26 protein-coding genes and 1 pseudogene are annotated in these 24,138 nt (G+C 63.7%); 12 read left to right on the top strand and 15 right to left on the bottom strand.

What is annotated here, in order from left to right; genetic code table 11:
* Nucleotides 1-46 precede the first annotated feature (46 nt).
* Nucleotides 47-973 (top strand): calcium/sodium antiporter, encoded by a 927-nt coding sequence (locus FIU81_RS09680; protein ID WP_124111733.1) that lies wholly within the window; start codon nucleotides 47-49, stop codon nucleotides 971-973.
* Nucleotides 974-1,068: 95 nt separating this feature from the next.
* On the opposite strand, the gene gap is transcribed toward FIU81_RS09680, so the two are convergent.
* Entirely contained in the window at nucleotides 1,069-2,070 is a 1,002-nt protein-coding gene (gene gap / locus FIU81_RS09675) for a type I glyceraldehyde-3-phosphate dehydrogenase (protein WP_124111734.1), read from the bottom strand.
* A gap of 201 nt (nucleotides 2,071-2,271) precedes the next feature.
* Between gap and FIU81_RS09670 the strand changes: the two genes are divergently transcribed.
* The gene (locus FIU81_RS09670) at nucleotides 2,272-2,457 is read left to right on the top strand and encodes a hypothetical protein (RefSeq protein WP_124111735.1); all 186 of its coding nucleotides are present in this window, start codon (nucleotides 2,272-2,274) and stop codon (nucleotides 2,455-2,457) included.
* Nucleotides 2,458-2,460: 3 nt separating this feature from the next.
* On the opposite strand, the gene FIU81_RS09665 is transcribed toward FIU81_RS09670, so the two are convergent.
* Nucleotides 2,461-3,351, bottom strand: a complete 891-nt coding sequence (locus FIU81_RS09665) for a sterol desaturase family protein (RefSeq protein WP_124111736.1) — start codon at nucleotides 3,349-3,351, stop codon at nucleotides 2,461-2,463.
* Between the two features lie 36 nt (nucleotides 3,352-3,387).
* Entirely contained in the window at nucleotides 3,388-3,528 is a 141-nt protein-coding gene (locus tag FIU81_RS16715; protein ID WP_172971443.1) for a hypothetical protein, read from the bottom strand.
* A gap of 57 nt (nucleotides 3,529-3,585) precedes the next feature.
* On the opposite strand from FIU81_RS16715, the gene FIU81_RS09660 reads away from it, so the two are divergent.
* Entirely contained in the window at nucleotides 3,586-3,936 is a 351-nt protein-coding gene (locus FIU81_RS09660; RefSeq protein ID WP_172971442.1) for a DoxX family protein, read from the top strand.
* Here FIU81_RS09660 and FIU81_RS09655 read toward each other — a convergent pair.
* Nucleotides 3,933-4,718 (bottom strand): MauE/DoxX family redox-associated membrane protein, encoded by a 786-nt coding sequence (locus FIU81_RS09655; RefSeq protein WP_124111738.1) that lies wholly within the window; start codon nucleotides 4,716-4,718, stop codon nucleotides 3,933-3,935. The two genes, FIU81_RS09660 and FIU81_RS09655, sit on opposite strands and share 4 nt — an antisense overlap.
* A 218-nt stretch (nucleotides 4,719-4,936) precedes the next feature.
* On the opposite strand from FIU81_RS09655, the pseudogene FIU81_RS16955 reads away from it, so the two are divergent.
* Nucleotides 4,937-5,274: pseudogene (locus FIU81_RS16955) on the top strand (hypothetical protein); the annotation flags it as partial.
* Nucleotides 5,275-5,374: 100 nt separating this feature from the next.
* On the opposite strand, the gene FIU81_RS09650 reads toward FIU81_RS16955, so the two are convergent.
* Nucleotides 5,375-6,142: an SDR family oxidoreductase gene (locus FIU81_RS09650; protein ID WP_124111739.1), complete on the bottom strand. Its 768-nt coding sequence runs from the start codon at nucleotides 6,140-6,142 to the stop codon at nucleotides 5,375-5,377.
* Between the two features lie 112 nt (nucleotides 6,143-6,254).
* On the opposite strand from FIU81_RS09650, the gene FIU81_RS09645 reads away from it, so the two are divergent.
* From FIU81_RS09645 to FIU81_RS09630, 5 genes are all read left to right on the top strand, one after another.
* Nucleotides 6,255-7,286: an L-idonate 5-dehydrogenase gene (locus FIU81_RS09645; protein ID WP_124111740.1), complete on the top strand. Its 1,032-nt coding sequence runs from the start codon at nucleotides 6,255-6,257 to the stop codon at nucleotides 7,284-7,286.
* 72 nt (nucleotides 7,287-7,358) lie between these two features.
* Nucleotides 7,359-8,756: an NADP-dependent phosphogluconate dehydrogenase gene (gene gndA, locus FIU81_RS09640; protein WP_124111741.1), complete on the top strand. Its 1,398-nt coding sequence runs from the start codon at nucleotides 7,359-7,361 to the stop codon at nucleotides 8,754-8,756.
* 64 nt (nucleotides 8,757-8,820) lie between these two features.
* Nucleotides 8,821-9,708 carry a zinc metalloprotease HtpX gene (gene htpX, locus FIU81_RS09635; RefSeq protein ID WP_124111742.1) on the top strand — a complete coding sequence of 296 codons (888 nt, stop codon included), beginning with the start codon at nucleotides 8,821-8,823 and terminating at the stop codon, nucleotides 9,706-9,708.
* Between the two features lie 71 nt (nucleotides 9,709-9,779).
* Nucleotides 9,780-9,908, top strand: a complete 129-nt coding sequence (locus FIU81_RS17035) for a hypothetical protein (protein WP_256366140.1) — start codon at nucleotides 9,780-9,782, stop codon at nucleotides 9,906-9,908.
* Nucleotides 9,905-10,117, top strand: a complete 213-nt coding sequence (locus tag FIU81_RS09630; RefSeq protein ID WP_124111743.1) for a hypothetical protein — start codon at nucleotides 9,905-9,907, stop codon at nucleotides 10,115-10,117. Before FIU81_RS17035 ends, FIU81_RS09630 begins: the two co-directional genes overlap by 4 nt.
* On the opposite strand, the gene FIU81_RS09625 is transcribed toward FIU81_RS09630, so the two are convergent.
* The 10 genes from FIU81_RS09625 to FIU81_RS09580 all read right to left on the bottom strand — a co-directional run bounded on the left by FIU81_RS09625 (nucleotide 10,114) and on the right by FIU81_RS09580 (nucleotide 21,437).
* Nucleotides 10,114-10,731 carry a TetR/AcrR family transcriptional regulator gene (locus FIU81_RS09625; protein WP_124111744.1) on the bottom strand — a complete coding sequence of 206 codons (618 nt, stop codon included), beginning with the start codon at nucleotides 10,729-10,731 and terminating at the stop codon, nucleotides 10,114-10,116. The two genes, FIU81_RS09630 and FIU81_RS09625, sit on opposite strands and share 4 nt — an antisense overlap.
* Nucleotides 10,724-11,611 carry a polyphosphate kinase 2 gene (ppk2, locus tag FIU81_RS09620; RefSeq protein WP_124111745.1) on the bottom strand — a complete coding sequence of 296 codons (888 nt, stop codon included), beginning with the start codon at nucleotides 11,609-11,611 and terminating at the stop codon, nucleotides 10,724-10,726. Before ppk2 ends, FIU81_RS09625 begins: the two co-directional genes overlap by 8 nt.
* Before the next feature lie 105 nt (nucleotides 11,612-11,716).
* Nucleotides 11,717-12,679 carry an alpha/beta fold hydrolase gene (locus tag FIU81_RS09615; RefSeq protein WP_124111746.1) on the bottom strand — a complete coding sequence of 321 codons (963 nt, stop codon included), beginning with the start codon at nucleotides 12,677-12,679 and terminating at the stop codon, nucleotides 11,717-11,719.
* Nucleotides 12,651-13,571, bottom strand: a complete 921-nt coding sequence (locus FIU81_RS09610; RefSeq protein ID WP_124111747.1) for a homoserine O-succinyltransferase — start codon at nucleotides 13,569-13,571, stop codon at nucleotides 12,651-12,653. The genes FIU81_RS09615 and FIU81_RS09610 overlap by 29 nt, the downstream gene beginning before the upstream one ends.
* Before the next feature lie 58 nt (nucleotides 13,572-13,629).
* Nucleotides 13,630-14,493 carry an ATPase gene (locus FIU81_RS09605; RefSeq protein WP_124111748.1) on the bottom strand — a complete coding sequence of 288 codons (864 nt, stop codon included), beginning with the start codon at nucleotides 14,491-14,493 and terminating at the stop codon, nucleotides 13,630-13,632.
* Between the two features lie 84 nt (nucleotides 14,494-14,577).
* Entirely contained in the window at nucleotides 14,578-15,783 is a 1,206-nt protein-coding gene (locus FIU81_RS09600) for an OmpP1/FadL family transporter (RefSeq protein WP_124111749.1), read from the bottom strand.
* A gap of 128 nt (nucleotides 15,784-15,911) precedes the next feature.
* Nucleotides 15,912-16,784, bottom strand: coding sequence for a DMT family transporter (locus FIU81_RS09595; protein ID WP_254695886.1), 873 nt, complete (start codon nucleotides 16,782-16,784; stop codon nucleotides 15,912-15,914).
* Entirely contained in the window at nucleotides 16,781-17,059 is a 279-nt protein-coding gene (locus FIU81_RS09590) for a putative quinol monooxygenase (RefSeq protein WP_254695885.1), read from the bottom strand. Before FIU81_RS09590 ends, FIU81_RS09595 begins: the two co-directional genes overlap by 4 nt.
* Nucleotides 17,052-18,119 carry a tRNA preQ1(34) S-adenosylmethionine ribosyltransferase-isomerase QueA gene (queA, locus tag FIU81_RS09585; RefSeq protein WP_124111752.1) on the bottom strand — a complete coding sequence of 356 codons (1,068 nt, stop codon included), beginning with the start codon at nucleotides 18,117-18,119 and terminating at the stop codon, nucleotides 17,052-17,054. Before queA ends, FIU81_RS09590 begins: the two co-directional genes overlap by 8 nt.
* 3 nt (nucleotides 18,120-18,122) lie before the next feature.
* Nucleotides 18,123-21,437 (bottom strand): DUF3971 domain-containing protein, encoded by a 3,315-nt coding sequence (locus tag FIU81_RS09580; protein ID WP_124111753.1) that lies wholly within the window; start codon nucleotides 21,435-21,437, stop codon nucleotides 18,123-18,125.
* Nucleotides 21,438-21,545: 108 nt separating this feature from the next.
* Here FIU81_RS09580 and bcp point away from each other — a divergent pair, with 108 nt between their 5' ends.
* The 3 genes from bcp to FIU81_RS09565 all read left to right on the top strand — a co-directional run bounded on the left by bcp (nucleotide 21,546) and on the right by FIU81_RS09565 (nucleotide 24,128).
* On the top strand, nucleotides 21,546-22,004 hold the full coding sequence (gene bcp, locus FIU81_RS09575; RefSeq protein ID WP_124111754.1) for a thioredoxin-dependent thiol peroxidase: 459 nt from the start codon (nucleotides 21,546-21,548) through the stop codon (nucleotides 22,002-22,004).
* A 158-nt stretch (nucleotides 22,005-22,162) separates the two neighbouring features.
* Complete coding sequence (locus FIU81_RS09570) at nucleotides 22,163-23,479, top strand: MFS transporter (protein ID WP_124111755.1); 1,317 nt, start codon at nucleotides 22,163-22,165, stop codon at nucleotides 23,477-23,479.
* 73 nt (nucleotides 23,480-23,552) lie between these two features.
* Nucleotides 23,553-24,128, top strand: coding sequence for a DUF924 family protein (locus tag FIU81_RS09565; RefSeq protein WP_124111756.1), 576 nt, complete (start codon nucleotides 23,553-23,555; stop codon nucleotides 24,126-24,128).
* The last annotated feature ends 10 nt before the right edge of the window (nucleotides 24,129-24,138 follow it).

The following is a 24,138-nucleotide window of genomic DNA, read 5'->3' as shown; positions in this document are numbered from 1 at the left end:
GGTGCGCCGATCCGGCGTTGCCCCTACGGCCTGAAAGGTCTTTCCCATGCTTTATCTGCTGCTTGTGCTCGGCTTCGTTCTGCTGGTCGCGGGGGGCGATCTTCTGGTGCGTGGGGCCGTCGCGTTGGCCACCCGGCTTGGCGTGTCGCCGCTGCTGGTCGGCCTGACGGTGGTGGGCTTTGGCACCTCGACGCCCGAATTGGTCACATCGCTTCAGGCGGCCTTCGCAGGTGCGCCGGGGATCGCGGTCGGCAATGTGGTCGGCTCGAACATCGCCAACATCCTTCTGATCCTTGGGGTCGCGGCGCTGATCTACCCCGTGGCCGTGGGGCGTGCTGCGTTTCGGCGCGACGGGACAGCGCTTGTGTTGGCGACCTTGGCGGGCGGGGTGGTGATCCTGTCGGGCAATCTGGCGCGACCGGGCGGCGCGCTGCTGGTCGTGGGCCTGATCGCCTACATCGTGTTGGCGTATCGTCTAGAGCGGGCGGCAGACGGCCCACAGGACGTGCCCGAAGCGACCATGGCAACTGCGCCCGCGTTGGGGTTGTCGGCTGTCGGCATCGTGCTGACGATTCTGGGCGCGCGCTTTCTGGTACAGGGTGCGACCGGGATCGCCACGGATTTCGGCGTGTCGGAGACTGTGATCGGACTGACGGTCGTGGCCGTTGGCACGTCCCTGCCGGAACTGGTCACGGCCATGGTCGCGGGCCTGAAACGGCAGGGCGACATCGCCTTCGGCAACGTGGTCGGGTCGAACATCTACAACATTCTCGGGATTCTGGGCGTCACCGCGCTGATCCGCCCGATCGAGGTGCCCGCGCAGATCGCCGGACTGGATGTGTGGGTCATGGGCGCGTCGACGCTGGCGCTTCTGGCCGTGGCCATCACCGGCTGGCGCGTGTCGCGGGGCGAAGGCGCGGTGCTGATCGCCGCCTACCTTGCCTACGTCGGCTGGCTGGCACTTGGAGCCTAAAGTAAAACGGCCCGCAACCAAGGGCGGGCCGTCCGGTCTTCATCGTTCCCGAAATACCGCGGGGTGAGCCGCAACGCGGCGAGGGGCAGAGCCCCTTACAACTTTCCCATCGCAACAGCGGTATCGGCCATGCGGTTCGAGAAGCCCCACTCGTTGTCATACCATGTCAGGATGCGGCACAGCTTGCCGCCTTCCATCACCTTCGTCTGGTCCATGTGGAAGATCGACGAATGGGGATCGTGGTTGAAGTCCGTGCTGACCAACTGCTCGTCGGTATAGGCCAGCACGCCCTTCAGCGGGCCATCGGCGGCGGCGCGGATGGCGTCGTTGATCTCCTGTACGCTGGTGTCGCGCGATGCGGTGAAGGTCAGGTCCACGACCGACACGTTCGGCGTCGGCACCCGGATCGCCACGCCGTCAAGCTTGCCGTCGAGTTCGGGCAGCACAAGGCCCACGGCCTTGGCGGCCCCGGTCGAGGTCGGGATCATGTTCAGCGCCGCGGCGCGGGCGCGATACAGGTCCTTGTGCATCGTATCCAGCGTCGGCTGGTCGCCGGTGTAGCTGTGGATCGTCGTCATGAAGCCACGCTCTATCCCGATGGCGTCGTTCAGCACCTTGGCAACAGGTGACAGGCAGTTGGTCGTGCAGGACGCGTTGCTGACGACCTTGTCTTCGGCGGTCAGGCTGTCGTGGTTCACGCCGTAGACGATGGTCTTCTCGGCCGAGCCGCAGGGGGCCGAGACCAGAACGCGGTCCGAACCGTTCTCCAGGTGCATCGCAGCTTTTTCGCGGCTGGTGAAGATGCCGGTGCATTCCAGCGCGATGTCCACACCGTCCCACGGCAGTTCCTTGGGATCGCGTATCGCGGTGACCTTGATCTTGCCGCGACCCACGTCGATCCAATCGTCGCCGGTTGTGACGGTGGCGGGGAAACGACCGTGCACGCTGTCGTAGCGCAGCAGGTGGGCATTGGTCTCGACGGGGCCGAGATCGTTGATGGCGATGACCTCGATATCGGTGCGGCCCGACTCGATGATGCCGCGCAGCACGTTGCGTCCGATGCGACCGAATCCGTTGATGGCGACCTTCACGGCCATGGTGTCTCTCCTGTGATTGGCATTCACCCCCTTATCTTGCTGCAATCGGGGAAGCGTCAACCGCTAGCGAGCCGCCGATATCGGGCAGAACGTTGCGCATAAGTCGCGGGCGGGTGCAAAAATCCTGTCGTCGCGTCACGAACGATGATCTGGCGGGCAGGGGCTGGCTAGGTTTTGCCGATCTTTGCCAGGGAGTGTTCCATGAAAACATTTATCATTGCTTGCATGTCGGGTGTCACCGGCGCGGCCGCTTATGCCGGTATCGCACCTGCGCCGGTGGTCGTCGATAGCGGTGGGGGTGACGGGGGGCTGGTCTTCGCGCTCGTGGTCGCGGCGATCCTTGGGGTCGCGGTGCTGACCCAGCAGTCGGGCGACGACGATCAGTAGGCCCTAGCCGCGCCCCGACAGCAGGCGGCGCACCGGTGACAGCAGGATCGGCACGATGTGCTGCCGCGTCAGATCGGCATCGCGCGCGCCGGTCAAGCCGAAGCGGACGGGCTCCTTCCCTTGCGTCAGGTACAGTGTTCCGAACATCCAGTCCCAGACGGCCAGCACCTCGCCATAGTTGCGGTCATAGTGCTCGGCTTTGATCGAGTGGTGAATCTGGTGCTGCGCGGGTGAGATCACGATGCGCTCCAGAACGGGCCCGAACCCGATCCAGACGTGGCTGTGGCGGAAATTGGCAAGGCAGGCGTTGCTGGCCACGAGGAAGGCGTTCACGCCCATGATCGTGGTGAACCCCACCTCGGGGGCCGCGGCCCCGAGCATCAGGCCCATGCACACGCCCACACCTGAAGACAGGATCAGGGGCGAGACCACGTAGGCCAGGGGATGTTGGCGATAGGTCGTCAGGGGCGTGAGGACCTCTGCCGAATGATGCACCGCGTGGATCGGCCAGATCGCGTCTACGTCGTGGAAGGCGCGGTGCAGCCAGTATTGAAAGAAGTCTGTGAGCAGAAACAGGAACAGGGCCACTGCCAGCGGCGACAAGCCGAGATCCAGGCCGCCAAGCGTCGTGCCCGTCCAGACGGCTACGGCAGGTGTGACCACAAGCCGGGCCAGAACGCCCGATGCCACCATGATGCGCGAGATGACGAAGAGAAGCGCGTCCATGCGGTGCGAGCGATGCAGGATGATGTCACGCGGCAGCAGCCATTGGGCGAAGGATTGGCCGGGTTTTCGCAACCGCCAAACGACGAATGCGATCACCGCAGATACCGCAAGATAGGCGGGCGCGATGATCTCGCCGGGTCCGAAGAAGATTTTATAGATCGCTTGCATAACGCTGATCCTGTGCCGCGGAGGGCAGAGTTTGGCCTAGCGCCAGAACGCCACCCACTTCACCGCCTCGTTCAGCGCCCGCATGACATAAAGTGTGCCGCCCCAGTCGTAATGCAGGTCGGCCCAGATCGCGGTGGCGATCAGAAGGGCAAGAAAAATGGCGATCTTCGTGGTCATCGCCGGCAATTTGGCAGAGCCGCTGGGCACAGGGAAGGGCGGGGCTATGTGCGGCGCATGGATAAAGTGATAGACATTGCGGGCCGTGTCCTTCTGGCCGCGCTTTTCGCCGCCGGAACGGTGCAGAAGGCGACAGACCCCGGATCGGCGGCCGGTCTGTTGGCGGATCGCGGACTGCCAGAGGTGCTGGTCTGGCCCGCGATGGTGTTCAACGCAGGGCTGGCCGTGGCGCTGGTCGTAGGCTGGCAGCTGAAATGGGTGGCCTTGGCAGCGGCGTTATATTGCATGGTCACCAGCGTCTTCCACTTCATTCCCAGCGACGGCTGGCAAATGTCGATCTTCGTGAAGAACTGGGCTATCGCGGGCGGGTTGCTGTGTCTGGCAGCGCGGTCCAGGGCCATATCCTAGCCTGCCGCCCACGTCCCCAGCATCCAAACGCCCATCAGCACCATGATGACATTCTCGGACAGGGAAATCACGCCGAGCGGCACGTTCGATCCGCCGCCGACACAGGCGCAGGTCAGCTCTCTTTTGTCGACGTAGACCGCCTTCACCACACTGAAGGCCCCGATGCTGCCGATGAAGATGGCGACAGGGGCCACCAGCCAGACCAGCGGGCTGCCCGTGCCGATCAGGGCTGCCATGCCGACGCCAGCGTAGAGTTCGGCAAACGGATACGCGTAGCCGTAAGGTACATAACGTCGCGCCAGTACGTCATATCCCAGAAAGCCATTCACGAAACCTTCCACGTCCTGCAACTTTTGGATCGCGAGCACGACCATGGATGCGGCAAAGAACCACTTAGCCCAAGTCAGAAGGGGAAAGCCGTCATATAGATTAAGAACGATGGCCACTGCCAACAGCGCGGTTGCGGCGAAAATCGCGATGACGGGGCGGTAGGTCGTGTCGCCCTTTCCCAGAACTTGATAGCCGAAATGCGCCTTGAGATCGGTGTAGCCGCCAACCCGGTCACCGCCGATGAAAGCTTGCGGCGTCGTTGCTACGTCATGCTCGGCTTTGAACGCATCGATTTCGGCCCGGCTGGTCAGAAGGTGATCGTCGACCTTGTAACCTTTGCGCTCCAGCATGGATTTCGACTTCAGGCCGAATGGACACAGGTGTCCGGGCATGGCCATGCGGTAAAGCGTGGCAGTGCGCGCGTTGCTATCGGTGATCGGTGAAACGGTCATGAGAGGGCTTTGAACTTCTGTTTTTGTGCAACCTCGTATGAGGCATGGAAGCCGACGAGACAAATTTAGTGTTTTGATCGTGAAGTCTCAAGAAAGTGCACTCACGTTTTGTACGATGAGTTGGTTGATGAAGAGGGCATGGGATACAGAAGCTTGTGGATCGTTCTGATGCCTTCGCCCTTTCCGCACCGGTGGCGTTCGCATCCTCACTATCGTCGCGTAAGAATGCCAAGATGTGGAAGGCGGACACGCCAACAGCCTGCGCGCGTGACGAAGCCGTACAACTCTCGAACGACTTCAGCCGAGCCTTGTGGCGAAACATGATTGGATACCACCGCCGAAGCCGCATCAAGACGAAACCTCTTGGAATCATGCTGCGCATGACACAGCCGGTCAGTGGATGCGTTTTGTGAAACTGCTTGGTCAGCGCCACAGGGCGCGGGATTTCGACTGACAGGTTGCCGAGATCCAAATGGGCGCCGCGATTCGCGACGGCTCAACTTCTGGAATTCCACTTGCCGTGACCGTGGGCAAATCCGTTTGGGAGAAAGGATAAATTCGTCCTAAAGCGGGTGTATGCAGAAAAGCCGGTCTCGCCTCCGGTTCCCAAGGGTCCTGGCTGATACATGGTCCGTCAAAGCCGCCAAAAGCCCGCGTCAGACGCAGGCTGTCATGCCGCCGTCCACGAAGATCGTCGTGCCGTTCACGAAGGACGACGCCTGTGACGACAGGAAGATTGCGGTGCCCACCAGTTCGTCGGTCTGACCCCATCGGCCCGCGGGCGTGCGCTTCGCCAGCCAGCCCGAGAATTCGGGATCATCCACCAGCGCTTGGTTCATCGGTGTCGCGAAGTAGCCCGGCGCGAGGCCGTTGACCTGCAACCCGTGTTTCGCCCAATCCGTCGCCATGCCCTTGGTCAAATTCGCGACCGCTCCCTTCGTCATCGTGTAGGGCGCGATGGAGGGGCGGGCGAGCGCGGTCTGGACCGAGCAGATGTTGACGATCTTGCCCGCGCCGCGCTTGATCATGTGGCGCGCGCAGGCCTGGCCCACGTGGAAGACGCTGGCGATGTTGGTCTGCATCAGACGCTCGAACCCGTCTGCGGGGAAATCTTCCAACGGCGCGCGCTGCTGCATTCCGGCGTTGTTGATCAGGATGTCGATCGGGCCGGTGTTCTGTTCGAAGCCGTCCACTGCGGCGCGCACGCCGTCGTGGTCTGTCACGTCGAAGGGCAGCTCATGGATCGTCGCCCCGCCGGTGCGCAGAACGTCGGCCGCTGCCGCCAGCTTCTTGGTGTCGCGGCCGTTCACCACGATCTCTGCGCCAGCATCGGACAAGCCCTTGGCCAAGGCCGCGCCGATCCCCTGCGAAGAGCCCGTGATCAGCGCGCGTTTCCCGGTCAGATCGAATAGTGAAATGCTCATCGTGGCTCCTGCCGTTTCGGCGTTTAAGGGCGTCAGCCACCTATAAAGCGTTCACCGATCCCGGCAACGTGCTACTGCAGGCTCGGATCAGGTCGGAACGGTGAGGAAGAGCATGAAAAGTATCGTCATTCACGACGCGAAAGACCTGCGGGTCGAGGATCGCCAGGCGGAAGAGCCTGGTCCGGGACAGGTCCAGATTCGTCTGGCGGCGGGCGGCATCTGCGGCTCTGACCTGCATTACTACAATCACGGCGGGTTCGGGACGGTGCGCCTGAAAGAGCCGATGATCCTGGGGCACGAAGTGTCCGGTTTCGTGGCGAAGGTGGGCGAGGGGGTAAAGGGGCTGACAGAGGGGCAGCTTGTCGCCGTATCGCCATCGCGTCCCTGTGGTCATTGCCGTTACTGCCGCGAGGCGATGTTCAATCAGTGCCTGAACATGCGCTTCTACGGCTCTGCCATGCCGTTCCCGCACATTCAGGGCGCGTTCCGCGAGGTCTTGGTGACCGAGGCCGGGCAATGTGCGCCTGCCGACGGCCTGACGCCCGGACAGGCGGCGATGGCCGAGCCACTGGCGGTCGCTCTGCACGCCGTTCAGCGCGTGGGTCCGCTGCTGGGCAAGTCGGTTCTGGTCACCGGCTGCGGCCCCATCGGCATCCTGTGCATCCTTGCCGCGCGGCGCGCCGGGGCCGACCTGATCGTTGCTACCGACCTGTCGGATTTCACGCTGGGGATGGCCAGGACGGCAGGCGCGGACGTGACCGTTGCCGCCGGGCAGGATGCGCTAAGCGATTATGAGGCCGAGAAGGGCACCTTCGACGTGCTGTTCGAATGCTCGGGTGCCGTGCCTGCCTTGGTCGGTGCCATCCCGGCCATGCGTCCGGGCGGCACGATCATGCAGCTTGGGCTGGGGGGTGACATGACGCTGCCGGTGCAGGCGATGACCGCGAAGGAATTGGCGCTGAAGGGCTCTTTCCGTTTCCACGATGAGTTTTTCACTGGCGTCAGCCTGATGCAGAAGGGTCTGATCGACGTGCAACCCTTCATCACGCAGACCTTCGCGCTGGACGACGCGGTCGCGGCCTTCGACGCCGCCGGGGATCGCAACACCGTCGTGAAGGCGCAGATCAAATTTGCCGACGAGTGAGGGCGCAACACTTTCATTCGTTCGGTGAAAGGCCATCTAAACCAAAAGCCTGACACTTAGCGGAGAGACCCCATGAGCGCAGACATCGGCCTGATCGGCCTTGGCACGATGGGGGCCGCGCTGGCGCTCAACATCGCGGAAAAGGGCCACAACATCGCGGTCTTCAATCGCACGACCTCTAAGACGCATGACTTCGTCGGGGGTGCGGGCGATCTGGCGGGGCGGCTGACGGCGACGGAAACGCTGGAAGAGTTGGTAGCCGCCATCGCCAAGCCGCGCACCATCATCTTGATGGTGCCTGCGGGCGACCCGGTGGATGAGCAGATCGCCGCGCTGACGCCCCTGTTGGATGCCGACGACATGATCGTCGATGCGGGCAACGCGAACTTCCACGACACCAACCGCCGGATGCGCGAGTTGGATCAGCCGTTCCTTGGGATCGGTGTCTCGGGTGGCGAAGAGGGCGCGCGCCACGGCCCCGCGATCATGGGCGGCGGGCCGCGGGAACTGTGGGATCGGGTCGAGCCGGTACTGCATGCCATCGCAGCCAAGCATGAGGGCACGCCCTGCGCGGACTGGATGGGTGAAGAAGGCGCAGGCCATTTTGTGAAGGCCGTCCACAATGGCATCGAATACGCCGATATGCAGCTGATCGCAGAGGCTTACGGGCTGATGCGCGACGGATTGGGCATGGATGCGGATGCCATTGCGCAGACCTTTCAGCGATGGAACGAAGGGGCGCTGCGGTCCTACCTGATCGAGATATCGGGAGAGGTCGCCGCCGCCCATGACGAAGCGACCGATGGTCCGTTGTTGGACGTGATCCTCGACGCAGCCGGGCAGAAGGGCACCGGTCGCTGGACGGCAATTGAGGCGCAGCATCTGGGCGCGCCGATCCCCGTGATCGAAGCGGCCGTCGTCGCGCGCAACATGTCCGCCCGGGTAGAGGAACGCGCGCGGATGGAAGACCTGTTCGGCGCGGCGCCGCAGACCATCGCAGCATCCGACCTGTCCCTGGATGCGCTGGAGCAGGCGCTGATCTGCGGCAAGATCCTGTGCTACGATCAAGGCTTTCGCATGATCGCCGCGGCCTCGGATCAGTATGGCTGGTCCTTGAATGGGGCGCGGATCGCGCGGGTCTGGCGTCAGGGCTGCATCATCCGGTCGGAAATGTTGGACGATATGGCATCGGCTCTTGGCGAGGTCGACAGCCCCGCGTTGATGGCGGCCCCGGTCTTCGCCGACCATCTGAAAGCCACGCAAAAGGCGCTGCGCAACGTGATTTCCACCGCGGTCCGTCACGGCGCACCGGTGCCTGCTTTGTCGGCGGCGCTGGCTTACTTCGACACGATGCGCACAGCGCGGGGCACGGCGAACATGATCCAGGGCCAACGCGACTTCTTCGGTCGCCACGGCTTCGTGCGGATGGACGATGGGACGAAAGATCAGCACGGTTCTTGGGCAGACTGACGGGCCTCTGACTTGGCCCGCGCCGACGCCATACCTATCTGATCCGCAACGGATGGAGGGCACGATGGCTTTTGCCAAGACGGCGATGCTGATGGCGGCGATGACCGCCTTGTTCATGGGACTGGGCTACCTGCTGGGGGGTGCTACGGGTGCCGGGATCGCGCTTGTGGTCGCGGCGGGAATGAACGTCTTTTCGTGGTGGAACTCGGATAAGATGGTCCTGCGCATGCACAACGCGCAGCCTTTGCCTCCGGGCGATCGGGGTGGCCTGCACGACCTGACCGCTGGATTGGCGCGCAATGCAGGCATGCCGATGCCCGCGCTCTACCTGATCGACACGCCCCAGCCCAATGCCTTCGCAACGGGCCGGAATCCCGAGAACGCCGCCGTTGCCGTGACGACCGGCCTGATCCAAAGCCTCAGCCGCGAAGAGGTGGCCGGCGTCATCGCGCATGAGTTGGCGCATATTCAGAACCGCGATACGCTGATCATGACGATCACGGCCACCTTCGCGGGTGCGATCTCTATGCTGGCGAATTTTGCGCTGTTCTTCGGTGGTAGCCGTGAACGGCTTGGCCTGATCGGCACCATCGCGATGATGATTCTGGCCCCCTTGGCGGCGAGCCTTGTGCAGATGGCCATCAGCCGCACGCGCGAATATGCCGCCGACCGCGCGGGGGCCGAGATCTGCGGCAACCCGATCTGGCTCGCTTCGGCCCTGCAGCGCATTCAGCAAGGTGCTTCGCGGATCGACAACCACGCGGCAGAGCGCAATCCGGCATCTGCGCATATGTTCATCATCAACCCGCTGCACGCCCACAAGCATGACAACCTGTTCGCCACCCACCCGGCGACGGAAAACCGCGTGGCCGCCTTGCGCGCCATGGCAGGGAAGGGACCGCAGGTCGCGGCAGAGGCATCGGGCGGACCCAAGCGCGGCCCCTGGGGCTGATCCGATCTGTCGCAGCCAGTGATCGCCGGGTTCATGCGTTGGCCGGATAGTATCAACGCATGGAGAGACAGATGTTGAACCCGCTGAACGGAATTGTCGCGACCGGGGCCGCCATGGCCGGTGTCGGAATGGGTGTGGCCTTGGGCCTTGGATTGGCTGTCGCGGCCCACGGCGCGATGATGATGGAGCCGAAAAAATGATCCTGAGACTGACCGCCATCGCAGGCGTCCACGCTGCTGCCGGGGTCGCCATGGGCGTGACCGGCGTGCTGGCCGCTTGCACTGTCGCACAGACCGTCAAACGTGGGGTCGAGGCTGGCTCTCGCATGGCGCCATCCGGTATGCGGCCACCAATGACACCGCGGCAGTCCATGGACCCCAAGCCGACGCCGATGCCGCGCGACGTCTAGCTATCGGGCGGGATCAGGCCCAAACCGCGCAGGTAGATGCCGATTCCCGTTTCCAGCAAGTCTTCCGGCGGGAACGGCACGTTGGTGCCTGGAGAGTTGCGCGCGAAGAGTTCGACGACCCCGTGGCTCATCGCCCAGATGTGGCTGGCGAACATGGACGGCGGCGGGCGTTTGGCTTCGGGAATATGCTGCGAAAGCTCTGTCGCCGCGCGTTCCAGCACGCCGTTGGCTCGCAGCGCAACGGCGTGCAACTCGGGCGAGCGGTTCACCGAGATGCCGCTTTCGAACATCGCGACGTAGTGACCTGGATGGGCGCGGGCGAAAGCCAGATAAGCGCGGCCCACAGCCTCGAAGCTGGACAGGGCAGAAGGTTGGCCGCTGTCATAAGCGGCCTCCATCGCGCGGGCGAAGATGCCATATCCTTGCCGCGCGCCTTCGGTGATCAGCGCCTCGCGCCCGTCGAAATGGCGATAGACGGCAGCGGGCGTGACACCCGCGCGTTTGGCGGCTTCCGACACGGTGAAACCGGTTGGGCCTTTCTCTTCGATCAGCACCAGCGTTGCGTCCACGAGCGCCTGCGCCAAGTTGCCGTGATGGTAGCCCTGTTTAGGCATTACTGCCTGTCTGGCCCGGTGTCCAAACCTCTGGTCCGCCTGCGATTTTCGGGTCGGGCGAATAGGCAAGGTCTACATCCTTGCCAGAGTAGTCCAGTCGGCTCAGCACCGCTTGAATGGCGGCAATTCGAGCGCGGCGTTTGTCGTCGGATCGGATGACTGTCCAGGGGGCGTGCTTGGAATGGCTGTGGTCGAACGTCTCGCCGATGGCCTGGGTGTAGGCGTCCCAGCGCTTGAGACCTTCGACGTCGATCCATGACAGCTTCCATTGCTTCAGTGGGTCCTGCTCGCGATCAAGGAACCGACGCAGTTGCTCGGCGCGGCCGACGTTCAGCCAGATCTTGACCAGCGTGATGCCGTCCGAGACGAGAAGACGCTCGAAGTCGTTGACCTGATCGAAGAACAGGGCGCGCTGTTCGTCGGTGCAGAAGTCGAATACCTTTTCCACGACGGCGCGATTGTACCACGAGCGATCGAACAGAACGATCTCTCCCGCCGTCGGCAGGTGGTTGGCATAGCGCTGAAAATACCACTGTCCCTGTTCGGTTTCCGTAGGCTTCGACAGGGCTACCGTGCGCACGACCCGTGGGTTCATGTTCTCGCGAAAGCGTTTGATCGTGCCGCCCTTGCCAGCCGCATCGCGTCCTTCGAACACGACGACGACGCGCTTGCCGGTCTCTTTCACGTCGGCTTGAAGCCGGACAAGCTGATGCTGCAAGGCCTCCAGCGTGCCCTCGTAGTCGTCCTTGTCCATCCGTTTGTCGTAGGGATAGCCGGGGGTAACGATGTGGTTCTTCTTTGCACCCGAGATGGCGGTACGAACGTCATCGGGGGCGGTCGAGTGGAAGGCGCTGATGGCGCCGTCGAAGGGCAGGGACATGGGGCGGGCCTTTTCGTCTGGAGCGCCAGACTAGAGGGCGTGGGACCGGCGCGCAATCAGGGGGACGTTCTGTCTGCCAACCGTCGGCGTCCCGTCGGACGTTGTTTACCGCAAACCGGCGCGAGAGGCCGCACGGTCGATAGCATCCTCGACCACCTGCGGTGCGATATGATGCGGCATGTGGCCGACGCCTTCCAGCGCCGTCAGGTTCGCACCGGGCACCTGCTCGACCAGCTTTTCGGAATGGATGTCGATGGGCACCACGTCGTCGGCAAGGCCGTGCACGATTTCCAACGGCAAGCGCAGATCGGGGTACCGCTTCGACATCTCGACAACGTGGGGACGCAAGGTCTTCACCTGCTGCGCATTCGTGCGGAAGCTTTCCGCGCGCAGGGTCAAGCCGGCGCCCACGTAATCTGCGTAACCGTCGGGCGGGGTGTTGGGATCGAAGATCGCCGCAATCGCCGTTTTGGCGATTCCGCGCGGCACGAAAGCCGATACCAGCGGCACGAAGGTCGCCCCGCCCAAAGAGGTGCCCGTCAAATTGTACATGAACCCCAGCCCACCCGGCCAAGGCTGCGTCGCGCCGGACACCACAACGGCGGCGGCAGGATCGTGGTTCAGCGCCCATGCCATGGCAACAGCGCCACCGTAGGAGTGGCCGACGACAACCTCGTTGCTGACGCCCACCTGTTCGGCGGCGGCGTGCAGAAGGGCCGCCTGATCTTCCGGCCCCTCGGCGCGGGCATCAAAGGGGCCGGTCAACGCGGGATCAGGATCGGTATAGCCAAGGCCGGGCCGGTCGAAGACGGTTACGCGGTAGCGATCCTTCACGCGGTCGACGAAGCGGAACGTCCAGTCGCGCACGTTTCCGGACGCGCCGTGGATCAGAACCAGATCCGGGCCGGACCCCTCCTGCACGTAGTGGACGCGCCGGTCGTTCACGGTCACGAACTGACCAAGCGGCGGATAGGCCTCTTCGGCGGCGCGGGTGCGCGCGCAGCTTGCCACGGCGGTCACGCCGATAAGGAGGGCGGCGCTAAGGGCGGCCGATCTGGTCAATGTCATAGGGAGTCGATTGGTAAATTTCGTTGATCCAGTTGCCATATAGGAGGTGCGCGTGGGATCGCCAGCGGTTCAGCGGCGGGCGCGACGGATCGTCATCGGGATAGTAGTTGCCGGGAATATTGATCGGGGTGCCCGCAGCGATATCGCGGTCGTATTCCTGCTTCAGCGTATCGTCGTCATATTCGAAATGATTGAAGATATAGAGCGCGCGGTGACCGGGGTCGGTGACCAAAGCTGGGCCAGCGATGTCCGAGGCCAGCAACGTCGTCAGGCCGGACGCCGCGTCGATCTCTGCTTGCCGCATCTCTGTCCACCGCGACACAGGGATCACGCATTCGTCGGAAAATCCGCGCAGGAACGGGCTGGATGTATCAAGGTTACGGTGCTTGAAGCAGCCGAACAGCTTGGCATCCAGCAGGTGCTTCTTCACGCCGTGGAAATGGTTGATCATCGCCATTCCGCCCCAGCACACGCCGAAGGTGGAATGCACGTTGGTCTGGGTCCAATCCATCACGCGGGTGAGTTCGTCCCAATAGGTGACGGCATCGAACTCCAGATGCTCGATGGGTGCGCCGGTGATGATCAGGCCGTCGAACTTCTCGTCCGCCACGTCCGAGAAGGGGCGGTAGAACGCCTCCATATGATCCGCAGCGGTGTTGCGGGTCTGGTGTTCGGTCATACGGATCAGGTGAAAGTCGATCTGGATCGGTCCCGCGCCGATGAGGCGGGCGAACTGGTTCTCCGTCTGGATCTTCTTTGGCATCAGGTTCAGCAGAGCGATCTTCAGCGGGCGGATCTCCTGCCGCATCGCTTCCGCCTCTCCCATGACCTGCACGCCCTCACGACGAAGCACGTCGAAGGCGGGAAGGGAGGAGGGCAGTTTGATGGGCATGGGGCGTGGGGTCCTGTGGGTCTGAGAGGTGTCCGCCATTGCCGCCGGGCGGCGGCGACTATTTCAAAGCGCGGGATTCTATGGCTCTGGCGATCATCGCGTCGAAGTCTTCGGGTGTCTTCACGGCCGCCACTTGATCCGCCGTAACGGTCACGCCGCGCTGCGCCATTGCTTCGTAGCGGGGTTGGCGGTGGGCCAGCGCGCGGGCGTAGGCCCAGCGGATGAAATCGTCCGGGTTCACCGCGTCCGGTGCCTGGTTCGAGATGTTCAGATAGGCGGCCCAGGTCTCTGCCAAGAACGAGGGCTGGTAGTACATCGGCTTGGGCGCGCGGTCGAAACGCCGGACCAATTCGGCGGTGTGCGCGTCAGATCCCCTGATCCAGACGAACAGCAGTTGCTCGGCCAGCAGGTCCAGCAGGGGATCGTCTCTGTCGGGATCCACCACCTCGCAGATGGAACCAGAGGTATCGCACACGAAGTTGCCATAGCCGTAGATGGACTGCGCGCGGTCGATGAAATGCGCGGTGTCGCGCATGGCCAGTTGCTCTGCCTCGCGGTGCTGGGACTGGCGGCGCAGGTACTCATCGAAGGCCAGCCCGCCCTGCGCCGGATCGCCTGGTTTGCCAAGGTAGGTGGACAAGGGTGCGAGGTTTTCGAACGTGATGTTGGACGCGACGTAGATAGAGTCCGATAGCAGCAACTCTCGCAGCAGCGGCACTTGCATGGCGTGGCGCTTGAACTCGTCGGCGATGTGCTCGCCCATGTAGCGCGTGCCGATGCGGTAATCGACCGAGTAGTGAAACCAGTCGGCACGGTCGCGCAGCATGGTCGAGAGATACGTCTTGCCCAGACCCGACATGCCGAACAGCATGACGCGCTTTTGCGGGGCGGCGGACCAGTCTTCGGCGGTGTCGTAGATCATGGTTCGGTCTCTAACGCGGAGGGCCGGATACGAAAAGGCCCCGCCTGTTGGGGCGGGGCCTTTCGATTGCGATGGTGTCGGCGATTAGAACGAGTAGCCGACTTGGAGGCCAACGCCGATGACGTCGTTGTTCTCGAACGTGCCGCATCCGCCGGGCGCGAGTGCGGGAATGCCGCAGGCGCCCGAGTCAGGACGTGCATCACCAAGCTTCACGTAGCGCACGCCGCCAGCGACGGTCAGCTGATCGGTGACGTCGTAGCTGAGACCGATGCCGATGGACTTCTGGCCGTTGGTCGGGGCCAGCGCAGAGACGAAATCGTCATCGCCCTTTGGCTCGTAGCCGAAGGTCACCGAGCCGGACAGCTTGTCGGTAAGACGGCGACCGACGCCGATCTGAAGGCTGTAATTGTTGTCGATATCCGTAAGCGAGTTCGGCGTTGCGACGCTGTAAGCCTGCGGGCGCAGGATCACATCTTCGTACCAAGCGTAACGGATCTGACCGAATAGGAGGGTTTTCTGGTTCAGGCCTGTCTGGAAGTCGAGATTGATAGAGTCCGGGGTCTCGACCCGCGTGTCCGCCGTATCGGCTCGGATCGGTGTGCCGGGGATGGTTTCGTTAGTGGGGAGGTCATGCTCTGTTTTCGAGAAATAGGTCAAAGCGACCCGAAGTGCGATCTCAGGCCGCTCATAGGCGGCGCCGATGGCATATCCCAGATCGGCATCATCGCCGAACTGCACGTTGTATCCGTTCAGACCGGTATTCGGAGCCGGTGCGTTCACCGGACCGCCGTAGGCGGCACCGGACAACGTCACTTCCGCATCGCCGAGACGGACGTAGCGCAGACCGCCATGGACAGAGAAGTTGTCGTTGATTTTGTAGCGCGCAAGAGCCATCAACTCGGAGCTATCCAGTTGCGCGGAAGTGCCCCCAAGATTTGCGGACCCGCCGGCTGCGAAGGTCGGATAACTGACATCGGCCCCGAATGGCTCACCGGAGATGAACGCCATGGATAGCTTCTCGGACAGCTGCAGCTTCAGACCAGCACCGATCTGGGTGAAATCCTCGGCTACGTCTCCGCTATTGAACCCGCCGGGCGTCCCGATCGGAGGATTGATTGCTCCGTCCGTTCCAGACACGTCCGGAAAAACACGTCCGAAGCTCAGTTCGAAGTAGTTGCCATCTTCGAACAGCACATTGATGTCGCTGTTCGAGCGGTCGAGGCCCACGGCCATCGCGGATGCGGGGGCGAGGGCGATTGCGGCAACACCTGCCAGAAACTTGCTTTTCATGTGCTCCTCCCAAGAGACACGGGGGTGATCGTCTTCGTCGTTCTTATAGTGCCGTAAAATTCGGCAAAGATTGACGGAACGTCACTGTGTCGCACGCGCCGCGCGAATGCGTCGAAAATGTAACAGTTCTACCCTGCGTTGCGGCTGGCAGCGCGGATGTTGATCCAGTTCGCGCCGAAGATAACGATGCCACCAAGGATGACCCAAGGGTCCACAGGCTCGGCGTAGAGCGCCATACCGACCAGCGCGATCACCGGAAGGCGCAGGAAATCGATGGGCATGACAACGCTGGCAGGGGCGAGTGACAGCGCCGTGGTCAGGCACAGGTGCGCCGACAGCCCCGCGCAGCCGATCAGCGCGAGCCACGGCCACGTGACGGCAGAGGGCCATGCGAAGCTGCCGTCGAACCAACCGCAGATCAGCCCAAGTATCGCCTGCATCACGGTCAGCCAGAACAGGATCGACACGATGGATTCGGTGCGCGTCAGCCTACGGGTGAACAGCGCCGATCCAGCGAAGCCGATGGCGGCGAGGGCAGCGGTGATCTGCCCGGGGCCGATCTCTGTCGCGCCCGGTCGCGCGACGATCAGGATGCCCGCGAAGCCGACCAAAGCGGACAGGATGCGCGTGGACGTCAGACGCTCTGACAGCACCAGCGGCGCGGCGAGGGCGACCCATATGGGTGAGGTGAACTCCAGCGCGAAGACCTGCGCCAGGGGGATCACGGTGATGGCGTAGAACCACAGGTTCTGGCCCGCGAAGTGGAAGACGTTGCGCACCAGATGCAGACCCATGCGATGCGCGCGCACGTGGCGAAGCTTGCCCATCGCGCCCGCGACCGTCACCACCAGAACGATGCCGATGAGCGAACGGTAGGTCATCAACTCGAAGGTATCGAGTTCGAACGACACCGCACGCCCGGCGATGGCCATCAGCGAGAATGACGCGATAGCCCCCGACATCCAAAGCGCTGCACGGCGAAAGGCGGCGGCGTCCGTCATTCCCCGCCGATAGTCATGTCGCGAGGGATCCCGGCGGTAGCGCGCGCCCATTCGGTGGTCGCCGTGCGGTCCTGATGTGCTTGGAACGCGGCGCGATCGGTGAACCGTTCGGCGATGGCCCAGACCAGCGGATCGTCGGTCTGCGTGATCTCGAACGACAGGCAGCCGGGCTCATTGCGTGTGGCGGCGATATGGTCGGGCAGATGGATGCGTACGGCGTCTGCCTCGGCCTCTGTTCGGCAGATGAGGCGGCCGTTTACGGAAAGTTCAGGCACTTTGGGTATCCTTCGGTGACGCGGGCAACAGCAGGGAGGCGTCGCCGTAGGAGAAGAAGCGATAGTGCCTGGTGACCGCATGGTCGTAGACGGCGCGAATTTCGTCCACCCCCAGAAAGGCAGAGACCAGCATCATCAGCGTGGACCGGGGCAGGTGGAAGTTCGTCATCAGCGCATCTGCGATCTGGAAGCGGAAGCCGGGCGTGATGAAGATGTCGGTATCGCCCTGCCAAGCGGCGATCTGGCCGGGGGCGGTGGCCGCCGTCTCGATCAGGCGCAGGGCCGTGGTGCCGACCGGAATGACGTGGTGGCCGTTTTGCTTGGCGGTGCTTATGGCAGCGGCGGCCTTTGCAGTGATTTCGCCCCATTCGCTGTGCATCTTGTGGTCGGAGATGTCGTCTACCTTCACCGGCAGGAAGGTGCCCGCGCCGACGTGAAGGGTGACATGGGTGGTTTTCACGCCTCGCGCCGCAAGGGCCGCCATCAGCGCGTCGTCGAAATGCAGCGATGCTGTGGGGGCAGCTACGGCCCCTTGGCGCGCGGCCCAGATGGTCTGGTAGTCCGTCATGTCCTGCGCGTCGGCGGGCCGTTTGGCGGCGATATAGGGGGGCAGAGGCATGGCGCCGGCATCGGCCAGCGCGGCGTCGAAGTCGTCGCCCGTCAGGTTGAAGCGCAGGTGGGCCTGGCCATCCGCGCGGCCCTCGACGGTGGCCGACAGCGCATCGGAGAAGACCAGCATTTCGCCGTCGCGGATGCGCTTGAGCGGCTTGAGCAGCGCCGACCACGTGCCGTCGGCGCGAGGCTCCAGAAGGGTCGCCTCTATCCGCGCACCGTCGGAATTCTCGCGGTGGCGGATGCCGGAAAGGCGCGCAGGAATCACGCGGGTGTCGTTCAGCACCAGCAGGTCACCGGGGCGCAGCCAGTTGGGCAGGTCGGTGACATGCGCGTCGGTGATCGCCGCCCCCTGCGCCACGAGCATCCGCGCAGAGGAGCGCGGGCGCGCAGGGCGGGTGGCGATCAGCGTGTCGGGCAGATCGAAGTCGAAGTCGGAGAGTTTCACGGATCAGCCTCCGGGGCGCTGTGGCGGCGGGCGGCGGAAGATTTCGCGAAACACGCCGGGGGTCAGCAGCGACAGTGGGTTCACGCCGACCTGCGGTTGGGTGACCGGACCGCGCAGGGTGAAATTCGCGCCGAACAGCCCCTCTCCCCTGCGGGTGAAGATCGATCCGATGCGATTGAGGAAATAGATCGGTGACACGACGCCCTGCATATCCAGTTGCTTGTTCGCGGTGTCGTATATGCCATCCATCGACAGGCCAAGGGAGGCTCCGACCGCGGACGAACGATAAAGGGTGATGCCGCTGGGCGAGAGGCGGAAGTCGGCGGTGACTTCCTCGAACGGGATGCCATTGGTTTCGAGTTGTTCCAGCAGGCCCACGATAGAGGCTGCGCTGAGCAATTCGGCAATGGCGGGGGCGTCGCGCAGAAGTGGGTTCACCACGCGTACAGCGCCATCGTAGGTGCCGCTTTGGCCCGTGGGATAGAGCGTCAGTTCCATCTGCCCGCCGCTGACGCGTTCGATCAGTCCGGCATCACGCAGCAGGGCGCCCGCGTCGGCGGTTGTCAGGCGGATGGACGTGCCGTTGGTGCCGCCCGCCAGTCTGCCCTGCACGGTCACACCGCCGTTCGCGCGGCCCTGAAAGCGACCCGCCAACGCGCGGCCCGGCTCGATCCGCGCCTGCGCGTCGGTCAGGGCGATGGTGTCGGTGACGGTCACGCGATCGAGCCGCAACTCTATGGGGCCACGGGCGGCACCACTTCCACTGCCGTCACCTTCGCCACCCAGCTTGGCGCGACGCAGATCGACGCTACCGCCGTTGACAGAGATCGCGGGGGGCTGGCCCGGCCCGCGCGCGGTGATGGCGACCGTTCCGTCGAACCAGTCGCCGACGGTGGCGCGGGTCAGCGTCAGGGATTGGAACGCCCCGTTCGCCAGCGCCACGTCACCGCGCGCGAAAAGTGCTGGGGCTTCCAGTTCCAAGCGGGTCACATCGGGCGTGTCGCCCAGCGTCACATCGACGGCGAGACGTCCGGATTCGTCCCGGCGCTTGGCCCAATTGATCGCGGGGATATCCAGCCCGACGCCACGCAGGTCAGAGCGCAATTCCAGCCGGGGCGATGTGCCTGGGTTCAGTGCCAAGTCTATTTGCGCGCGGCCCGAACCTGTGACGAGGCCATCGGGTAGGGCGATGCCGAAGGTCTGCAGGGTTGAAGGGGCCAAGGGAATGGTGCCTGAAACCTCTCCCTTGCCCTGATCCGGCCCCGCCAGCGCCTGCTTCCACCTGCCGTCGAAGCCAACGCCGTCCAATGCGGCCTGACCTTCGGCGCGGATCGTGTCCTTGGTGACAGAGATCTGCATCGCACTCGCCGTCAGCGCGCGGTTCGGAACGATGCTGTCAGATGAGAAATTGCGCAGGGTGCCGGTGGCGTCCAGCGTGATCTCTTCCGGCGTCAGGCCCTTTTTCAGGATCAGGCCGAGGTCAACTTCGGCGCTGACGCGTCCCGTACCCAGATCGGGATCGCGGCCCGCGCGGGACAAAAGCGAAAGGGGTTCGCGGTCGATCAGCCACAAAACCGATTTCAGAGGCCCGTCAGCCACAAGGTCGATGGTCGCGGGGCTGGGCTTTTGGCGAGCGTCGGGGATGACGAAGCTGCTGCCGGCCAGCGTGATGGGTCCTGCGGCGGGTGTGCGGATCAGCCCGTCGTTTACCATGATCGTGAAGCGCCCGTCGTGCAGTTCTCCATAGCCGGAAGCATCCTCGACGGGGGGAAGGAATGGGACGGCAACGGTGGTGGCATCGCGAAAGCCGAAGGTGATCGTGCTCTCGGGCTTCGGCGTGTCCGGGGTCAGGGACAGCAGGACGGTTGCATTGGTGGCGGCCCCGTCCTGCACGCGTTCCAGGAAGAACTGCCGGGCCTTGCGCGCGACCGGCGCAGGCCAAAGGCGACGCAGGCGTTCGGCACGCATCAAGGCGGCTTCCAACCGCAGACTGACGGACCACCCGTCTGGCCCGGCCTCGATGTGGGCGTTGCCGTTCAGGGTTTCTTCGCGAGCGCCATTGGCGGCGGGCAAGGTGTACTGACCGACTTCCAGCGTGAACGGGTTCAGGCGCAGGCGCAGGTCGGCGGTGCCGCCGGACAGCTCGACGGGGTCGGGGAACAGGGCGGGGGTGTCGAGCCGCAACGCCTCGATCTGGAACTGGCCGAGCAGGGCCGCGGGGAAGCCATTCGCCCCGATCTGCGACAGATCGGCGTGGCCTGACAAGCGCGCGCTGCCCTGCTCGCCGTCCACCGAGACTTCGGAGAATTCGATGCGGTTGGTGGCCGGATCGAAGTCCAGATACGCCGTGGCCTTGTTGAAATGGACGGGCGGAATGCCGGGGCGCGGCTGCAGGTCGCCTTCGGCGATGCTGAGCGTGCCGGCCAGCGAAGCCAGCTCGCCATCCGATCCCAAGACCGCGCGCAAGGCACCGGAGATTGGCGCGTCGAGCACGCCAAGGAACGCCAGCGCGGGGGCCTGGAGTGCGATGTCGGACGCGGCGATTTCTTCCAGTTCGATCCGCAAGGCAGCGGCGCCGTCGTCACCGTCAGTGGACAGCGAGGCTTGTAGCCGCGCCAGATCGTCGGTGCCGTTGAACAGTGCCGCGTTGAGCGTTGCCTCCAGCCCGTCCGCGCCACGCTCCAGCACAGCCGTCCCGCCGGTGACCTGCCAGACACGGGCCGAGCGCGCGTCTTCCAGTCGGATCGACACCTCTTCCAGTTCCACACGTTCGGCGCGGTCGAAGGGTGCGCGGTCCAGCAGGGCTTCTGCCGCGTCGAACAGGTCACCGGGTGTGTCCAACTGAAAGCTGCCACCACCGCCGAATTGCAGCTCGAACCGGCCATCGGCGTCGCGGCGCAACAGCAGGTCGATGGCACCGATCCGAAGGGCGCTGGGCGCGATGCGGCGGGACAAGAAGGCGTCGGCGTCGAAGGCCACGCCGATTTCCGACAGGCGTGCGACCTCTCCCACGTCTGGCCCGCCAAGGCGCACTTCTTCCAGCCACAGGCGCGGGGTGGCGCTGCGATCTATGGCCGCGGTAATGCGGCCCAATTCGATTGTGACGCCGGGGCTGCGGTCCTGCACCGCCGTCTCGATCCGCTCGACCGCCCAGTCGGGCAGGGCAATACGCTGTTCGGTTGTGGTCAGCCACGTGATCCCGGCAACGATCACGACCAGCAGCACCAGAAGAAAAAGCGTCACGGCCCGCAGGAAACGGATCAAGTGGCGCAACGGCTTGGCGCGCGCGTGTCCATGTTCGACGGGGGCATCGCTCATGGCGGCAATCTGGCGGGTTTGCCTGTGCTTGGCCACAGGGTTGCGGCGGCATTGCCTTCACGTTTTGGCAACGCAGATAGGGAAGGGCATCAGATGAAGGAGACTCCCATGGACCTGACCGGACAGACCGCCCCCAAGATCGAGTTGCCGCGCGACGGCGGTGAGACCGTGAAACTGTCGGACATCGACGGGGCCGTGGTCCTGTTCTTTTATCCTCGCGCGGATACGCCCGGTTGCACGACCGAAGCGAAAGGGTTCACCGACGCTGCCGACGAATTCGCCAAGCATGGTGTCACCGTGCTCGGCATCAGCAAGGATCCGGTGAAGAAGCAGGACAAATTTCGCGACAAGCATGAGCTGGGTGTCGCGTTGCTGTCCGATGAAGAGGGCGACGTGTGTGAGCGTTACGGCACGTGGGTCGAGAAGAAGATGTACGGCAAGACCTCCATGGGGATCGAACGGTCCACTTTCCTGATCGGCGCGGATGGCACAGTCGTGCGCGAATGGCGGAAGGTGAAGGTGCCGGGCCATGTGGACGAGGTGCTGGAAGCCGCAGCCGCCCTGTGACCTTAGCGCATGGCAGCGATGCGGTGGGCGCAGACGTCGGTGCTATGCCCCGGTGAGTCCCGCTGATACGGCCCGCTTGCGACATTTGCGTCGCGGCCAGGACAGACGGCCGGTGTCATGCCGGTCAACGCGGTCCTATAGCCAAGAGGGACGACATCATGTTCAAGGTTCTTGCCAGCGCCTGGGCGCTGTTTCTTGGGATGCTGTTGCTGATGATCGGCAACGGAATGCAGGGCACGTTGTTGGGGATCCGGGGCGAGATCGAGGCGTTTTCTACCGTCGAGATGTCGATCGTCATGTCTGCCTACTTCGTCGGCTTCCTTGGCGGGTCGCGTCTGGCGCCAGAGATGATCCGACGGGTCGGCCACGTTCGTGTCTTCGCCGCGCTGGGCTCGCTGATTTCTGCGGTGCTGATCCTGTTCCCCTCGGTCACAGAGCCGTGGGCGTGGATCGCGCTGCGCGTCATCATTGGATTCGGATTCGCGGGCGTCTACGTCACTGCCGAAAGCTGGCTGAACAACGCGACGACGACCGAAAATCGCGGGCAGGCGCTATCTCTTTACATGATCGTGCAGACCGGTGGCATGGTTGCGGCGCAGGGCTTTCTGTCTTTGGGTGATCCGGCCGGATTCATTCTGTTCATCGTGCCTTCGGTGCTGGTTTCGATCTCTTTCGCGCCGATCCTTCTGTCCATCGCACCGACGCCCCCATTTGACACCACCAAGCCCATGAACCTGGTCGAGCTGTATCGCTCGTCGCCCACGGGCTGCGTGGGAATGTTCCTGTCAGGCGGCATGATGGCCGCCCAGTTCGGAATGTCCGCAGTCTATGCGGCACAGGCCGGGTTGAGCGTGGCAGAGGTCGGCTCTTTCGTGGGCGCGATCTTCTTGGGCGGGCTCATCTTGCAGTATCCCGTGGGTTGGATCAGCGACCGGATGGACCGGCGCGTGCTGATCCTTGGATGCTCCGTCATCGGTGCGCTGGCCTGCACAGCGGGCGTTTTGCTATCGCCAACAGTGCCGGTCGTGCTGACGATCGGTTTCATAATGGGTGGCATGATCAACCCGCTTTACTCGTTGCTGATCGCCTACACGGCTGACTACCTGGACTATTCCGACATGGCAGCAGCCTCGGGCGGATTGATCTTCATCAACGGATTGGGCGCCATCGCCGGGCCGTTGGCGATCGGTGCGCTGATGACCGCCATCGGGCCGCAGGGCTACTGGCTGTTCGTGGCGTTTCTCATGGTCGCGCTGGCGGGATATTCCGCCTACCGCATGACTCGCCGTGCGGCGCCGTCCGCCGATGAGACGGGTGCCTACGTTCCGTTCTCGCCGAACCTGTCGAGTGTGGGTGTCGCGGCCGGTCAGGAATGGTCCGAGGCGCAGTCGGATGACGCCGAGGACGCGGGCGACAATGGCTGGGATGAGGGCGAAGACGAGCCCGATATCCTGCCGACCAGCGGATCGGCGTAAATCCTTGCTATGTCGGGGGGATTTTGCAACGCTCATCGGGTTCGGGGGGCGGAAGCAATAGGGAGGGTGTGCCATGGCGACACCTGAAGAGGTTCTGGCCTTTTGGCTGGATGATGTCGGCCCCAAAGGCTGGTATGCCGGTGGCGATGAACTGGATGAGACCTGCCGCGACCGTTTTGCAGAGGCATGGGCAGATCTGGACGAGGGCGGATTGTCGCTTTGGCTGACGTATCCGTCCGGCGTTCTGGCCTACATCATCCTTTCCGACCAACTGCCCCGCAACATGTGGCGCGGCACGCCTGACGCGTTCAAGCTAGACGCCGTCGCGGGGGCCGCTGCGAAGATGGCAATCGGCAAGGGGTGGGACAAGCGGATCGACCCGCCGGGGCGGCAATTCTTCTATCTGCCGCTGATGCACGCCGAGAACCTGATCGATCAGGATCGTTGCGTGCGGCTGTTCTACGACCGGATGCCAGAGGCAGAGAACAACCTTCTGCACGCCAAGGCCCACCGGGAAGTCATCCGCCGTTTCGGACGCTTCCCCCACCGGAACGAGACGTTGGGCCGATCGTCGACCAGCGCTGAAACCGCGTTCATCAAGGACGGCGGATACGGCGCGGTGGTTCGGGAATTACAGCAGACCGCGTGACCAGCTTCAG

It is taken from the genome of Palleronia sp. THAF1 (genome assembly GCF_009363795.1).
In the GTDB taxonomy this organism is placed as follows: domain Bacteria; phylum Pseudomonadota; class Alphaproteobacteria; order Rhodobacterales; family Rhodobacteraceae; genus Palleronia.
The sequence above is the reverse complement of the archived record's forward strand: the minus strand, read 5'-3'. Positions and strand labels throughout refer to the sequence as shown.

Excerpts from the sequence above, each read along its gene's own strand:
- FIU81_RS09680 (WP_124111733.1), top strand. The coding sequence starts at position 47 with ATGCTTTATCTGCTGCTTGTGCTCGGCTTCGTTCTGCTGGTCGCGGGG.
- gap (WP_124111734.1), bottom strand. The coding sequence starts at position 2,070 with ATGGCCGTGAAGGTCGCCATCAACGGATTCGGTCGCATCGGACGCAAC.
- FIU81_RS09670 (WP_124111735.1), top strand. The coding sequence starts at position 2,272 with ATGAAAACATTTATCATTGCTTGCATGTCGGGTGTCACCGGCGCGGCC.
- FIU81_RS09665 (WP_124111736.1), bottom strand. The coding sequence starts at position 3,351 with ATGCAAGCGATCTATAAAATCTTCTTCGGACCCGGCGAGATCATCGCG.
- FIU81_RS16715 (WP_172971443.1), bottom strand. The coding sequence starts at position 3,528 with ATGACCACGAAGATCGCCATTTTTCTTGCCCTTCTGATCGCCACCGCG.
- FIU81_RS09660 (WP_172971442.1), top strand. The coding sequence starts at position 3,586 with ATGGATAAAGTGATAGACATTGCGGGCCGTGTCCTTCTGGCCGCGCTT.
- FIU81_RS09655 (WP_124111738.1), bottom strand. The coding sequence starts at position 4,718 with ATGACCGTTTCACCGATCACCGATAGCAACGCGCGCACTGCCACGCTT.
- FIU81_RS09650 (WP_124111739.1), bottom strand. The coding sequence starts at position 6,142 with ATGAGCATTTCACTATTCGATCTGACCGGGAAACGCGCGCTGATCACG.
- FIU81_RS09645 (WP_124111740.1), top strand. The coding sequence starts at position 6,255 with ATGAAAAGTATCGTCATTCACGACGCGAAAGACCTGCGGGTCGAGGAT.
- gndA (WP_124111741.1), top strand. The coding sequence starts at position 7,359 with ATGAGCGCAGACATCGGCCTGATCGGCCTTGGCACGATGGGGGCCGCG.
- htpX (WP_124111742.1), top strand. The coding sequence starts at position 8,821 with ATGGCTTTTGCCAAGACGGCGATGCTGATGGCGGCGATGACCGCCTTG.
- FIU81_RS17035 (WP_256366140.1), top strand. The coding sequence starts at position 9,780 with ATGTTGAACCCGCTGAACGGAATTGTCGCGACCGGGGCCGCCATGGCC.
- FIU81_RS09630 (WP_124111743.1), top strand. The coding sequence starts at position 9,905 with ATGATCCTGAGACTGACCGCCATCGCAGGCGTCCACGCTGCTGCCGGG.
- FIU81_RS09625 (WP_124111744.1), bottom strand. The coding sequence starts at position 10,731 with ATGCCTAAACAGGGCTACCATCACGGCAACTTGGCGCAGGCGCTCGTG.
- ppk2 (WP_124111745.1), bottom strand. The coding sequence starts at position 11,611 with ATGTCCCTGCCCTTCGACGGCGCCATCAGCGCCTTCCACTCGACCGCC.
- FIU81_RS09615 (WP_124111746.1), bottom strand. The coding sequence starts at position 12,679 with ATGACATTGACCAGATCGGCCGCCCTTAGCGCCGCCCTCCTTATCGGC.
- FIU81_RS09610 (WP_124111747.1), bottom strand. The coding sequence starts at position 13,571 with ATGCCCATCAAACTGCCCTCCTCCCTTCCCGCCTTCGACGTGCTTCGT.
- FIU81_RS09605 (WP_124111748.1), bottom strand. The coding sequence starts at position 14,493 with ATGATCTACGACACCGCCGAAGACTGGTCCGCCGCCCCGCAAAAGCGC.
- FIU81_RS09600 (WP_124111749.1), bottom strand. The coding sequence starts at position 15,783 with ATGAAAAGCAAGTTTCTGGCAGGTGTTGCCGCAATCGCCCTCGCCCCC.
- FIU81_RS09595 (WP_254695886.1), bottom strand. The coding sequence starts at position 16,784 with ATGACGGACGCCGCCGCCTTTCGCCGTGCAGCGCTTTGGATGTCGGGG.
- FIU81_RS09580 (WP_124111753.1), bottom strand. The coding sequence starts at position 21,437 with ATGAGCGATGCCCCCGTCGAACATGGACACGCGCGCGCCAAGCCGTTG.
- bcp (WP_124111754.1), top strand. The coding sequence starts at position 21,546 with ATGGACCTGACCGGACAGACCGCCCCCAAGATCGAGTTGCCGCGCGAC.
- FIU81_RS09570 (WP_124111755.1), top strand. The coding sequence starts at position 22,163 with ATGTTCAAGGTTCTTGCCAGCGCCTGGGCGCTGTTTCTTGGGATGCTG.
- FIU81_RS09565 (WP_124111756.1), top strand. The coding sequence starts at position 23,553 with ATGGCGACACCTGAAGAGGTTCTGGCCTTTTGGCTGGATGATGTCGGC.